11 protein-coding genes and 1 other RNA gene are annotated in these 12,630 nt (G+C 69.8%); 6 read left to right on the top strand and 6 right to left on the bottom strand.

Features of this window, described 5'->3' with window-relative positions:
• Positions 1-66 precede the first annotated feature (66 nt).
• The 6 genes from ftsE to ACZ79I_RS15600 all read left to right on the top strand — a co-directional run bounded on the left by ftsE (position 67) and on the right by ACZ79I_RS15600 (position 5,320).
• Complete coding sequence (ftsE, locus tag ACZ79I_RS15625) at positions 67-756, top strand: cell division ATP-binding protein FtsE (RefSeq protein ID WP_381087863.1); 690 nt, start codon at positions 67-69, stop codon at positions 754-756.
• 28 nt (positions 757-784) lie between these two features.
• Complete coding sequence (ftsX, locus tag ACZ79I_RS15620; RefSeq protein ID WP_471497960.1) at positions 785-1,702, top strand: permease-like cell division protein FtsX; 918 nt, start codon at positions 785-787, stop codon at positions 1,700-1,702.
• A 67-nt stretch (positions 1,703-1,769) separates the two neighbouring features.
• Positions 1,770-2,933, top strand: a complete 1,164-nt coding sequence (locus ACZ79I_RS15615; RefSeq protein WP_471497959.1) for a S41 family peptidase — start codon at positions 1,770-1,772, stop codon at positions 2,931-2,933.
• Positions 2,934-3,038: 105 nt separating this feature from the next.
• Positions 3,039-3,518: an SsrA-binding protein SmpB gene (gene smpB, locus ACZ79I_RS15610; RefSeq protein ID WP_381087871.1), complete on the top strand. Its 480-nt coding sequence runs from the start codon at positions 3,039-3,041 to the stop codon at positions 3,516-3,518.
• Positions 3,519-3,646: 128 nt separating this feature from the next.
• Positions 3,647-4,044, top strand: a transfer-messenger RNA (tmRNA) gene (gene ssrA, locus ACZ79I_RS15605).
• A 283-nt stretch (positions 4,045-4,327) separates the two neighbouring features.
• Positions 4,328-5,320: an extracellular catalytic domain type 1 short-chain-length polyhydroxyalkanoate depolymerase gene (locus tag ACZ79I_RS15600; RefSeq protein WP_471497957.1), complete on the top strand. Its 993-nt coding sequence runs from the start codon at positions 4,328-4,330 to the stop codon at positions 5,318-5,320.
• Between the two features lie 20 nt (positions 5,321-5,340).
• Here ACZ79I_RS15600 and ACZ79I_RS15595 read toward each other — a convergent pair whose 3' ends face one another.
• From ACZ79I_RS15595 to ACZ79I_RS15570, 6 genes are all read right to left on the bottom strand, one after another.
• Complete coding sequence (locus ACZ79I_RS15595; RefSeq protein WP_471497956.1) at positions 5,341-5,955, bottom strand: hypothetical protein; 615 nt, start codon at positions 5,953-5,955, stop codon at positions 5,341-5,343.
• 188 nt (positions 5,956-6,143) lie between these two features.
• The gene (locus ACZ79I_RS15590; protein ID WP_471497955.1) at positions 6,144-7,154 is read right to left on the bottom strand and encodes a LacI family DNA-binding transcriptional regulator; all 1,011 of its coding nucleotides are present in this window, start codon (positions 7,152-7,154) and stop codon (positions 6,144-6,146) included.
• A complete protein-coding gene (yicI, locus tag ACZ79I_RS15585; RefSeq protein ID WP_471497953.1) occupies positions 7,148-9,409 on the bottom strand; it encodes an alpha-xylosidase in 2,262 nt (753 codons plus the stop codon). Before yicI ends, ACZ79I_RS15590 begins: the two co-directional genes overlap by 7 nt.
• An 11-nt stretch (positions 9,410-9,420) precedes the next feature.
• Positions 9,421-10,245 carry a carbohydrate ABC transporter permease gene (locus ACZ79I_RS15580; RefSeq protein ID WP_471497951.1) on the bottom strand — a complete coding sequence of 275 codons (825 nt, stop codon included), beginning with the start codon at positions 10,243-10,245 and terminating at the stop codon, positions 9,421-9,423.
• Complete coding sequence (locus ACZ79I_RS15575) at positions 10,242-11,210, bottom strand: carbohydrate ABC transporter permease (RefSeq protein WP_471497950.1); 969 nt, start codon at positions 11,208-11,210, stop codon at positions 10,242-10,244. The genes ACZ79I_RS15580 and ACZ79I_RS15575 overlap by 4 nt, the downstream gene beginning before the upstream one ends.
• A complete protein-coding gene (locus ACZ79I_RS15570) occupies positions 11,207-12,499 on the bottom strand; it encodes an ABC transporter substrate-binding protein (protein ID WP_471497948.1) in 1,293 nt (430 codons plus the stop codon). The genes ACZ79I_RS15575 and ACZ79I_RS15570 overlap by 4 nt, the downstream gene beginning before the upstream one ends.
• Between the last annotated feature and the right edge of the window lie 131 nt (positions 12,500-12,630).

Genomic DNA, 12,630 nt, shown 5'->3' with positions numbered 1-12,630 from the left:
ACTGCGCTCGTCCACCCGCTTCGCGTATGGTCACGGTCACCTACCCCAACGGCCCGTGGTGCATCCGTGATCCGATTCGACAATGTCTCCAAGGTCTACCCCAAGCAGACCCGCCCCGCCCTCAGGGATGTCTCCCTCGAGGTGGAGAAGGGCGAGTTCGTGTTCCTCGTGGGGTCCTCCGGCTCCGGAAAGTCCACCTTCCTGCGGCTCATCCTCCGCGAGGAGCGATGCAGCCACGGCCAGGTGCACGTCCTGGGCAAGGACCTCGCCCGCCTCTCCAACTGGAAGGTGCCGCAGATGCGCCGCCAGCTCGGGACGGTGTTCCAGGACTTCCGGCTCCTGCCGAACAAGACGGTCGCCGAGAACGTGGCCTTCGCCCAGGAGGTGATCGGCAAGTCGCGCGGTGAGATCCGCAAGTCCGTGCCCCAGGTGCTCGACCTCGTCGGTCTCGGCGGCAAGGAGGACCGCAGGCCCGGCGAGCTGTCCGGTGGTGAGCAGCAGCGCGTCGCCATCGCGAGGGCCTTCGTCAACCGGCCCAAGCTGCTGATCGCCGACGAGCCCACTGGCAACCTCGACCCGCAGACCTCCGTCGGCATCATGAAGCTGCTCGACCGGATCAACCGGACGGGCACGACCGTGGTGATGGCCACCCACGACCAGAACATCGTGGACCAGATGCGCAAGCGCGTCATCGAGCTGGAGAAGGGCCGCCTCGTCCGCGACCAGGCGCGCGGCGTCTACGGCTACCAGCACTGAGTTCCACGGAAAGGCTTGAGCAGACGCCATGCGCGCGCAGTTCGTTCTGTCGGAGATCGGTGTCGGTCTCCGCCGCAATCTGACGATGACCTTCGCGGTGATCGTCTCCGTCGCCCTCTCGCTCGCCCTGTTCGGCGGTTCGCTCCTGATGAGCGACCAGGTGAACCAGATGAAGGGCTACTGGTACGACAAGGTCAACGTCTCGATCTTCCTCTGCAACAAGAGCGACGCGGAGTCCGACCCCAACTGCGCCAAGGGCGCGGTCACGGCGGAGCAGAAGAAGCAGATCCTCGGCGACCTGGACAAGATGAGCGTCGTCCAGAAGGTCACCCACGAGTCCCAGGACCAGGCGTACAAGCACTACAAGGAACAGTTCGGCGACTCCCCGCTGGCCAGCTCGCTCACCCCGGACCAGATGCAGGAGTCGTACCGCATCAAGCTGAAGAAGCCGGAGCAGTACCAGGTCATCGCGAGCGCCTTCAACGGCCGTGACGGCGTGCAGTCGGTGCAGGACCAGAAGGGCATCCTGGACAACCTCTTCGGGCTGCTCAACGGCATGAACTGGGCCGCCCGCGCGGTCATGGCGATGATGCTGGTCGTCGCGCTCATGCTGATCGTCAACACCGTGCGCGTCTCCGCGTTCAGCCGTCGTCGTGAGACCGGCATCATGCGCCTGGTCGGCGCCTCCGGCTTCTACATCCAGGCGCCGTTCATCATGGAGGCCGCGGTCGCCGGGCTCATCGGCGGCACGGTCGCCTGTGGATTCCTGCTGATCGCCCGGTACTTCATCATCGACCACGGACTGGACCTGTCCCACAAGCTGAACCTGATCAACTTCATCGGCTGGGACGCCGTGCTGACGAAGCTGCCGCTGATACTCGCCACGAGCCTGCTGATGCCGGCGCTGGCGGCGTTCTTCGCGTTGCGCAAGTACCTGAAGGTGTGATGCATGCCAACGGGGCCGTACGGGCAACCGCCCGTACGGCCCCGTGCGTTGTCCTAGACTCACCGCCATGTCAGGCCGTGACCTGTTCTGTGAGCCCCGCCGCATCCGCCACGGGGCGGCCTTGACATTGGTCTTCGCGAGCGTGCTCGTCGCCGGCGCCGCGACCGGCTCGTTCGACGACGCCACCCGCGGGCCCGCCTCGCCCGGGCAGACGGCTCCGGCCGGCCACCGCGAGGCCGTCACCGAGGCGGCGGCGAGGGCGATGGCCGACGGCAAGTCCCCCATGGAGGCCGCCGAGCGCGCCGTCAGCCGCAGCGGCGACCGCTGGAGCGCCGTCTACTCCCAGGGCGAGTACCAGGAGTTCGAAGAGGCGCTGGACGGCGAGTACACCGGTGTGGGGCTGTCGGCCCGGCGCGAGCGCGACGGCAGGATCCAGGTGACCCGGGTGCAGCCCGGCTCACCCGCGGCGGTCGCCGGGATCCGCACGGGCGACCGGCTGCGCAGCGTCGACGGCACGGACGTGGACGGCAGGCCCGTCACCGAGGTCGTCTCCCTGCTGCGCGGCGACGCCGACGACGCGAGCGCCGGAACCCGGGTCCGGCTCGGGCTGCAGCGCGGCACGCGCACCTGGAGCGAGGTGGTGCGCCGGGCCCGTCTTTCCACGGACTCGGTGACCGTGCGCCGGCTCGCCCGCGACATCACCATGATCAAGGTCGCGGCCTTCACCAAGGGGTCGGGCGACCTCGTACGGCACGCCGTCGACGCCGCGCCGAAGCACGCCGGGGTCGTCCTCGACCTGCGCGGCAACTCCGGCGGTCTGGTCACCGAGGCCGTCACCGCCGCGTCCGCCTTCCTCGACGGGGGGCTGGTGGCGACGTACGACGTCGACGGCGAGGAGCAGGCCCTGCACGCCGACCCGGGCGGCGACACCACCAGGCCCCTGGTCGCCCTCGTCGACGGCGGCACGATGAGCGCGGCCGAACTGCTCACCGGGGCCCTCCAGGACCGCGGGCGGGCCGTCGTCGTGGGCACCCGCACCTTCGGCAAGGGCTCGGTCCAGATGCCGAGCCGCCTGCCCGACGGCTCCGTCGCGGAGCTGACCGTCGGGCACTACCGCACCCCTTCGGGCCGTGGCGTCGACGGCCGTGGCATCACTCCCGACCTGGAGGCCGGCGACGAGGCGCTGGAGCGGGCGGAGACGGTGCTCAGCGGCCTCGGCGACGCCTCGTAAGGCCCCTCCCGGCCCCTGCCGGATTCCTCCCGGCCCTTCCGGGCCCGGGCCCGCGGGAATCGGCTTTCCGGATACCCCCTCGGGGGTGCGAAAATGGTCGGCACTATGGCTAAGGAAAAAGGGCGCAAGCTGATCGCGCAGAACAAGAAGGCGCGGCACGACTACCACATCCTCGACACCTACGAGGCCGGTCTCGTGCTCACCGGGACCGAGGTGAAGTCGCTGCGCCAGGGGCGGGCCTCGCTGGTCGACGGGTTCGTGCAGCTCGACGGGCACGAGGCGTGGCTGTACAACGTGCACGTGCCCGAGTACACCCAGGGCACCTGGACCAACCACAGCGCCCGCCGCAAGCGGAAGCTGCTGCTGCACCGGGCGGAGATCGAGAAGCTGGAGTCGAAGTCCCAGGAGACGGGCCACACGATCGTGCCCCTGGCGCTGTACTTCAAGGACGGCCGCGCCAAGGTCGAGATCGCGCTGGCGAGGGGCAAGAAGGAGTACGACAAGCGGCAGACGCTCCGCGAGAAGCAGGACCGCCGCGAGGCGGAGCGGGCGATGTCGGCGGTGCGCCGCAAGCAGCGCGCCTAGCGGTACCGCCCCGGGGCGGGAATACGCTGGCACCCGCCCGTGTTGGTCACGTACGATGGCACCGCACCTCACAGAGGGTGCCGTACGGATCCCTCCTCGGAGGGGTTCGCGCATTGAAAAATCAACATGGGGATGATCGGTTTCGACAGCGGCTGTCGAAGCAGGGGAAGCGTGTCGAGAAAGCGGCCATGATCTCGTAAACCACAGGCCGAAAAAAATAATCGCCAACACCAAGCGCGATTCCTCCCAGCAGGCCTTCGCCCTCGCTGCCTGACGGCAGCGCGAGCGGGCCTCCTACTAAAGGGAGTGTCAGCCCGGGGCTGTTCCCGACCCGGATCCTGGCATCAGCTAGGGGACTAAACCTTGATCCCGGTCACGGGGTGAAGAGGGAAACCAAACAGTGACTGAGCCCGTCGGAGACTTGTCCGCGTGATCTCCGGGGCTGAGAAAAGCACAGCGGACTGCACACGGAGAAGCCCTGGTTCCGCACCGTTGGACGCGGGTTCGATTCCCGCCATCTCCACGAGAACGAAGGCGACGTACGCCGCGCGAGGAGCGCGGGCGTCCGTCGCCTTCGTCGTTCCCGCACTGCTGCGGCGGCCGGCCGCAGGGCTGCCGCGCAGCGGTGATCGGCGGATCCGTCCCGGCTGCCGGTTCCCGCGACCAGACGGTCGTGGACAGGACGTGGTACAGATCTGCCCATCCTGGATCCTGAGACGGTGGGGGCCGACGACCCCATAGCCGGCGGCCTCGTTTATGGGTTCCCGCGCCATGTCGGCGGGTCGTTGCCGCTTCTACCGTCCCTCCCCATGACACAGACCAGAGCCGCACGTCGACCACTCGTCCCGGCGACCCTCCTGGTCGCCCTGATCACCGCCCTGATCACCGCCCTCCTCACCCCCGGCAGGGCAGCCGCCGCATCCCTCCAGGAGGTCACGGGGTTCGGATCCAACCCCGGAGCCCTCCGGATGTTCCGGTACGTCCCGGACGGGCTGCCCACCGGCCGGCCCGTCGTCGTCGCGCTGCACGGGTGCACACAGGACGCCGCCGGGTACGGCACCGGCAGCGGATGGATCCAGCTCGCCGACCGGTGGGGCTTCTCCGTCGTGCTGCCGCAGCAGCAGAGCGCCAACAACCTCTCGAACTGCTTCGACTGGTTCCAGAGCGGGGACATCGAGCGCAGCCGGGGCGAGGCCGCGTCCATCGCGCAGATGGCCGACCGGCAGCTCGCCGACGTGTCGGGCGACGCGGCGCGCGTGTACGTCACCGGGCTGTCCGCCGGGGGCGGGATGACCGCGGTGATGATGGCGGCGTACCCGGAGAAGTTCGCCGCGGGCGGCGTCGTCGCCGGGCTGCCGTATGGGTGCGCGCAGGCCGCCGGGTCGCCGTACGTCTGCATGTACGTCGGCGCCACCCAGACCCCGAAGCAGTGGGGCGACCGGGTGCGGGCCGCCCGGCCCGGCTACAACGGTCCCTGGCCCACCCTGACCGTCTTCCAGGGCAGCGCCGACTACACGGTGAAGCCCGTCAACATGACGGACCTGATGAAGCAGTGGACCGACGTGCACGGGGCCGACCAGACCGCCGACGTCGGCGACACCGTCGCCGGATATCCCCACCAGGTCTTCCGGGACGCGGTCGGCGGCCCCGTCGTGGAGACGTACAGCATCACCGGCATGGGCCACGGGCAGCCCGTCGACCCCGGCAGCGGCAGCGAGCAGTGCGGAACGGCGGGCTCCTACCTCCTCGACGTCAACCTGTGCGCCGCGTACCGGCTCGGTCGGGCTTGGGGGCTGGGCTGATCCGGTCCACGCCCGGCAGGTCAGGGGCCGGTCAGCTCGTACGGCTCGCCCAGGGGCTGCGGACGGGTCCCTGTCCCCGCCATGGCGCGAACCGTGATCCGCTCGCCCGGGAAGAGGGCGAAGAGGGCGACCGGGGACATGAGCGGCTTCCGGATCCGGCCGCGCGGGAGGCCGGCTTCCGGCGAAGTGCTCTCGACGTCCAGGTGGCCGGCCGCCCCGTCCACGAGCAACTCGTGGAAGCGGAGGAGTTCATACCCGTCGTCGGCCTGAGGGCGACCGGTGAACAGGTGGGTCTCCGACTCGCCGAACGGCATCAGAGACCCGCCGTCCGGAAAGCCCGCGGCCTCCCGGGTGGCCGCCGGGCCGAATGCCGTGACGCCTCCGGACAGGTGGTCCGCCGCTGACCAGGACCCGTCGTCGAGTCGGGTCGAGGAGTAGAGCTCCTCGGCGAAGTGGCCGTCCCCGCGCCGGTGAAGGAGCAGGACGAAGCCGAGGCCGCCCCGCAGGCACATGTCGGCGACGGCGGCCTCGGCCGTGCTGTCGAGGGGGGTGGGCGCGGCGTGTGTCGCGGCGGCGCCCGGTCCGTACCCGGCCGTCAGAGCCGCGTGGGCGAGTTCCGCCAGATTCTTGGGCATTTTGCTCCTGGTGCCTGCGGGATCGCTTGGGCCAGGCCCCGGCCGGACTCGTCGTCCGGTGGTGCCTCGCGGGGCGTGGGCAGGGTGTCATACGCGTCCGTGACCGAGACGCGGGGGGCGGCCCGCCGCCAGGACGCACCGGGCCCGGATCGCGCGGCGTGACCGGGCCGATCCGGGTGCTCCCCGCGTCACGGCGCGTCCCGCGGCGCCGTGCTCGCGCGCTCCGTCAGCCGGGGCGGCAGGAGGGTCGCCTCGGGCACGGGTGTGCCGGCCAGCTTCCCCATCAGGAGCTCCACCGCCCGCGCGCCCAGTTCGGCGGAGGGCAGCGCGACCGAGGTGACGGGGACGCGGACGGACTCGGCGACCTCGTCGGGGCAGATCGCGGTGACCGACAGATCGCCGGGCACGCGCAGGCCGAGCTGCTCGAAGGCGTCGATCAGCGGTTCCAGAACGGCCTCGTTGTGCACGACGACCCCGGTCAGCGCGGGCTGCTCGCGCAGCAGCCGCTCGGCGGTCCGGCGGGCCGCGGCGGGCGCGGCCTCGCACGGGTGCACCGAGGAGGAGAGCCGGTTGCGGTCGGCCGCGGTGGTGAACCCCTCCACCACCCGCTGGGCGAACGCCGTGCCGCGGACATACACCTCGGGCGGTGAGCCGACCAGTGCCACGGTCCGGTGCCCGAGCGCCGCCAGCCGCTTTACGCACAGCTCGCCCGCTGCCCTGAAGTCGAGGTCGACGCAGGTCAGCCCGGCGGGTTCGGCGGGGAAGCCGAGCATCACCGAGGGCCGGTCCAGTGCCCGCAGCAGCGCCAACCGCGGGTCGTGCAGCTGTACGTCCATCACGATCAGCGCGTCCACCAGCGCGGTGTCGGCCACCCTGCGCAGCCCCTCCTCGCCCTCCTCCTGGGTGAGCAGCAGCACGTCGTGGTCGTGGCGGCGGGCGGCCGTCACCACCGACACCGCGAACTGCATGACCACCGGCACATGGATTCCGGCGCGCAGCGGCACCACCAGCGCCAGCACGTTCGACCGGCTGCTCGCCAGGGCCCGGGCACCGGCGTGCGGCATGTAGCCCAGCTCGCGGATGGACGCCTCGATGCGCCGCCGGGTCTCCTCGGAGATGGGGCGCTTGTGGCTGAGGGCGTAGGAGACGGTGCTGGGGGAGACGCCCGCGTGCCGTGCCACGTCCGTGATCTTCACCATGACGGGTCCAGCTCCAGGGACAGGAAGCCGGTGCCCGCCGCCGCCCGCGCCATCCGCTCCCCGGCGGCCAGCGCCCAGGAGGCCGCGGGATCGCCGCAGGACGCCCGCAGGGTGTCGCCCTCCCGGACGACGGTGAAGGTCACGTCCCCGACGGGCACCGTCACCCGCGCCCCGCGCTCCAGCCCGTAGGCGCGCAGGGTGACGCCGTCGGCGTACGGGTAGTCGGGCCGGTCGTGGACCGCGCCCACCGGGATCACCGCGCCCGGCCTGACCAGCAGCGGCACACTGAGGAAGCCGTGGTGCTCGCGTACCCAGCGCGGTCCGGTCACGGTCCGCCCGGTCAGGAAGTGGGTCCAGGTGCCCTCGGGCACGTAGTAGGAGACGTCCCCCTCGTCGTCGAAGACGGGTGCGACGAGCAGATCGGGTCCGAGCATGTACTGCCGCTCCAGGTGCGCGCAGCCGGGGTCGTCGGGGAACTCCAGCACCATGGCCCGCATCATCGGCACGCCCTCCGCGTGGGCGGCGCGGGCGGCTTCGTACAGGTACGGCATCAGGCTCAGCTTGAGCCGGGTGAACAGCCGGAGGACGTCCACGGCCTCCTCGTCGAACAGCCAGGGCACCCGGTACGACGACGATCCGTGCAGCCGGCTGTGCGAGGACAACAGCCCGAAGGCGAGCCACCGCTTGAACAGGGCCGGGGTCGGGGTGCCCTCGAAGCCGCCGATGTCGTGGCTCCAGAACCCGAAGCCGGACATGCCCAGGCTGAGCCCGCCGCGCAGCGACTCGGCCATCGACGCGTAGGTGGCCTCGCAGTCGCCACCCCAGTGCACGGGGAAGCGCTGGCTGCCGGCGGTCGCCGAGCGGGCGAAGACGACGGCCTCCTGCTCGCCGTGGTGCTCCCGCAGCACGTCGAAGACGGTCTGGTTGTACAGGTACGTGTAGTAGTTGTGCATCCGCTCCGGGTCGGAGCCGTCCGCGTACGCCACGTCGACAGGGATCCGCTCGCCGAAGTCGGTCTTGAAGCAGTCGACGCCCTGCGCGAGCAGCGCCCGCAGCTTGGACGCGTACCAGTCGCGGGCGGCGGGGCTGGTGAAGTCGACGAGCGCCATGCCCGGCTGCCACAGGTCCCACTGCCACACGCCGCCGTCGGGTTTCCTCAGCAGGTGTCCGAGGGCCTTGCCCTCGGCGAAGAGCGGTGAGCGCTGCGCGATGTACGGGTTGATCCAGACGCTGATGTGCAGGCCCTTGGCCTTGAGCCGGTCGAGCATCGCCTCGGGTTCGGGGAACACCCGCGGGTCCCAGCGGAAGTCGCACCAGTTGAACTCGCGCATCCAGAAGCAGTCGAAGTGGAAGACGGACAGCGGCAGTTCGCGCTCCCTCATGCCGTCGATGAAGGAGGTGACGGTGGCCTCGTCGTAGGAGGTGGTGAAGGAGGTCGACAGCCACAGGCCGAACGACCAGGCGGGCGGGAGGGCCGGACGGCCGGTGAGGGCCGTGTACCTGCGCAGGATGTCCTTCGGGGTGGGCCCGTAGATGACGTAGTACGTCAGCTGCTGGCTCTCCACGCTGAACTGGACCCGGGACACCGCCTCCGAGCCGACCTCGAAGGAGACCTTGCCCGGGTGGTCGACGAAGACCCCGTAGCCGGCGTCCGTCAGGTAGAACGGGACGTTCTTGTAGGCCTGTTCCGTGGCCGTGCCGCCGTCGGCGTTCCACATGTCGACGACCTGCCCGTTCTTGACGAGCGGCCCGAAGCGCTCACCGAGCCCGTACACCGACGTCCCGACGCCGAGGCCCAGTTGTTCGCGCAGATAGTGGGCTCCGGAGGCGTCGCGCATGATGCCCATGCCCTTGGGTCCGCTGGTGGTCAGGGTGCGGCCGTGGGCGAGGAAGCCGACGTGCCAGGGGCCCGTGCGGGCGACGCGCACGGACAGGGCGCCGGCGGTGAGGGTGGCGTGCTCGTCGTCGTACTCCACCTGCGGGGTGAAGCCGTCCTCCCCGCGCACCTCGAACCGGGGCCCCCGGGGCCGCTCGCCCTCGAAGTGCGTGAAGGTGACGCCGATGACGTCCGGCATCGGCGCGTGCGCGCTGATCGTCACGACCGGTCCCTTCAGCAGGTCGCCGCGGTGGCGGATGGGCTGGGTCGGGGCATGGATCTCCAGGGCGCCGGACGAGGCGGTCACATCCAGGACCTCGACCGGGTGGGCCGCGGTGACGCCGTCGCGCAGCAGCCAGTAGCCGTCGGTGAACTTCACGCGCGTACCCCCTACTTGACCGCACCCACGGCGATGCCGCGGGTGAGAGTCCGCTGGAAGACCAGGAAGAAGACGAGAGCCGGCAGGACGCCCAGCAGGGCCGCCGCGTTGGTCATCGTGGCGTCCATCAGGCGCTGGCCCTGGAGGACGCCGAGCGCCACCGACACCGTCTGGTTGTCGTTGGAGATCAGCATGACCAGCGGGAGCAGGAACTCGTTCCAGGTCCAGATGAAGAAGAAGACGAGCAGCACCCCGAGGGTGGGGCGGCTGACCGGGACCACGATCCGCCACAGCACCTGCCAGGTGTTCGCCCCGTCGATCCGGGCGGCCTCGATGATCTCGCGCGGGAACTGCCCGAGGACGGAGGAGAGCAGATAGGTGCCGAAGGCGGCCTGGATGACCGTGAAGACGATGATCACGCTCAGCCGGGTGTCGTAGAGGCCAGCCTGCTTGCTGAGGTAGTACAGCGGGTAGACCAGCGCCTCCTGCGGCAGCATGGTCGCGAGGACGAAGAAGGCCAGCACCCAGGTGCGGCCCCTGACGCGCCCGATGCCGATCGCGTATGCGTTGAGGATCGACAGGACCGCCGCGAAGAGGGCCACACAGCCGCTGATCAGCACGGAGTTGACGAGCTTGCGCCCGTAGTCGACGCGCTGCCAGAAGTCCTTGATGCCGTCCAGGTAGAGGCCCTTGGGCAGGCTCAGCGGGCCGTGCTGGGAGTACTCGGCCGGTGACTTGACCGCGTTGAGCGCCACGATGACGAACGGCAGCACCATGAACAGGGCCGCGATGCCGAGGGCCACGAGGACGGGGGAGCGGCGCAGCGCGGTGGTCATGCGCGGCCCCCTTCCCCGGCGTCCTCGGCGCGGGTCTGGAGTTTCAGGCCGATCAGGGAGAGCAGCAGGATGATCACGGTGAGCACGGTGGAGATCGCGGCACCGTAACCGGCCTGGGTCTTCTCGAAGAACGTGGTGAAGGAGAAGTACGACGGGACGTCGGTCGCGCCGCCGGGGCCGCCCTTGGTCAGTACGTACACCGCTCCGAAGACCTTGAGCGCGGCGATGGTGCACCAGGTCAGCACGACGTAGGTCTCGGGCCTGATCTGGGGCAGCGTGATGTGCCAGAAGCGGCGCCACCAGCCGGCACCGTCCAGTTCGGCCGCCTCGTACAGCTGCGGGTCGACGCGCTGGAGCCCGGCCATGAAGACGACGAGGGGGAAGCCGATCTGCACCCACACCATCACCCCCATGACGCTGTAGAGGGCGATGTCCGGGTCACCGAGCCAGTCCTGCCGCCAGGAGCCGAGGCCGACCGCCTTCAGCAGCGCGTTCAGGGTGCCGTCGTCGGGTGCGAGGATCCAGCTCCACACGATGCCGGCGACCGCGATGGGCAGCACCTGCGGGAGGTAGAAGCAGGCGCGCAGCACGGCCGCCGTCGTGCCGCCGAAGTGCTTGCCGACGTAGTCGAACAGCGCGGCGGCCAGGACGAGTCCGAGCATCGTCGGCAGCACGGCCATGGCCACGACCATGAACAGGCTGTGCCGGAACGACGCCCAGAACTCGCTGTCGCCCGTCAGCTCGCGGTAGTTGGCCAGTCCCGACCACGTCGGAGTGCCGACACCGCTCCAGTCGGTGAAGCTCACGGCCGTGTTCATCAGGAACGGCACGACGATGACGGCGAGGAAGGCGAGGACACCGGGGAGCAGGAAGAGGACGTACGACGTCTGGGGGCGGGGGCGGCGCGGGCCGGCGTGGGGATGGTCCGCGACGGCCCGCGCTCCCCGTGCGACGGTGGCCGTCATCGCTTCGGCACGCCCTTGTCGTACGCCTTCTGCAGGGCGCCGAGGTAGGCGTCCGGCTTCTCGCTGCCCGTGATCAGCTTCTGCGTCTCGGAGACGAGGACGTCGTAGAAGCCGGGGGCCGGCCAGTCGGGGTAGAAGGCGAGGCCGTCCCTGCCGGAGACGGTGTTGAAGTCGGCGATCAGGGACTGGGACTGCGGGTCGGTGATGGCCTTCGGGTCGGCCGCCACTGGGACGCCGCCCTTGTTGCCGAGCAGGTTCTGGATCTTCGGCGACAGGGTGATGTCGATGAAGTCGTAGGCGAGGTCCTTGTTCCGGGAGCCCTTGGGGACGACCCAGAGGTTGCCGCCGGAGCCCAGGGTCAGGTTGGAGCCCGGCCACAGCATGGTGCCCCAGGCGAACTTGTTCTCCGCCTTGAAACGGCCGTACCACCAGCTGCCGCTGAACAGGAGCGGGTTCTTGCCCTGGATGAAGGCGAGGCCCGCGTCCTCGGCCTTGGCGCCGCTGGAGGACTTGCCGATGTAGCCCTTCTTCACCCAGTCGGCGAAGGTGGTGGCGCCGTACGTCCAGGCGGCGTCGTGGAAGTCGGTCTTCCCCTGGTAGAGCTCGTACGCGTCGACCCAGGAGCGGTCGGCCTTCGACAGGGCCAGCTGGTACACGTACTGCTGGGCCGGGTACTCGGCGCCCGCGTTGGCGAGCGGGGTGACGCCCTTGGCGACGAACGCGTCCATGGCGGCGGTGAGCTCGTCGAAGGTCTTCGGCTCGGCCACCCCGTACTTCTCGAAGAGGTCCTTGTTGTAGAAGATCATGGTGTATTCGGCGTAATCGGGTATGCCGTACCACTTTCCGGAGCCCATGACGCCGTTGGTGTCGTACCGGCTGGTGGTCTGCACGCCCGCGCCGAGCTTCTTGTCCCAGCCGCGCTTGCCGGCCTCGGGGGTCAGATCCGTCAGCAGGCCCTGCTTGGAGAGCTGGCCCGCCGTGGCGTTGCCCTTGTTGTACTCCATGAGATCCGGCGCGTCGGAGGAGTTGAGCACCATGGGCGCCGTCTTCTGGATCTGTTCGAAGCCCTTCTCCTCGAACTTCACCTTCACACCAGGGTGCTTGGCCTCGAACTCCTTGATGGCCTCGTTCCAGGCGATGCCCATGGCGCTGTTCGGGGCCTCGTAGTGCCACAGCTTCAGCGTCGTGCCGTCGGAGGATCCGCCGCCCGAGCCGCCGCAGGAGGCGAGGAGCAGGGATCCGCCGAGGACCACCGCCGTCGTCACCACACGCCTTCGTGTCGTCAACATCCAGTGCCTCCAGGGGACTCGGATGGGTTGTCGGAGACGTCACGCGGCGTTGGCCGACCCGACTCGACTCCACTCGTCCCGTCGAATCGTTTCGATGCGTGACGTCGAAGCGCTTCGACGAGGGAAGGTAG

This window comes from Streptomyces sp. PSU-S4-23, from assembly GCF_055632315.1.
Note: the sequence above shows the minus strand (reverse complement) of the source record. Positions and strands in the feature narration are given on the sequence as shown.

Coding starts and splice junctions, on each gene's coding strand:
- ACZ79I_RS15615 (WP_471497959.1), top strand. CDS start 1,770: ATGTCAGGCCGTGACCTGTTCTGTGAGCCCCGCCGCATCCGCCACGGG.
- smpB (WP_381087871.1), top strand. CDS start 3,039: ATGGCTAAGGAAAAAGGGCGCAAGCTGATCGCGCAGAACAAGAAGGCG.
- ACZ79I_RS15570 (WP_471497948.1), bottom strand. CDS start 12,499: ATGTTGACGACACGAAGGCGTGTGGTGACGACGGCGGTGGTCCTCGGC.
- ACZ79I_RS15575 (WP_471497950.1), bottom strand. CDS start 11,210: ATGACGGCCACCGTCGCACGGGGAGCGCGGGCCGTCGCGGACCATCCC.
- ACZ79I_RS15595 (WP_471497956.1), bottom strand. CDS start 5,955: ATGCCCAAGAATCTGGCGGAACTCGCCCACGCGGCTCTGACGGCCGGG.
- ACZ79I_RS15600 (WP_471497957.1), top strand. CDS start 4,328: ATGACACAGACCAGAGCCGCACGTCGACCACTCGTCCCGGCGACCCTC.
- ACZ79I_RS15580 (WP_471497951.1), bottom strand. CDS start 10,245: ATGACCACCGCGCTGCGCCGCTCCCCCGTCCTCGTGGCCCTCGGCATC.
- ftsX (WP_471497960.1), top strand. CDS start 785: ATGCGCGCGCAGTTCGTTCTGTCGGAGATCGGTGTCGGTCTCCGCCGC.
- ACZ79I_RS15590 (WP_471497955.1), bottom strand. CDS start 7,154: ATGGTGAAGATCACGGACGTGGCACGGCACGCGGGCGTCTCCCCCAGC.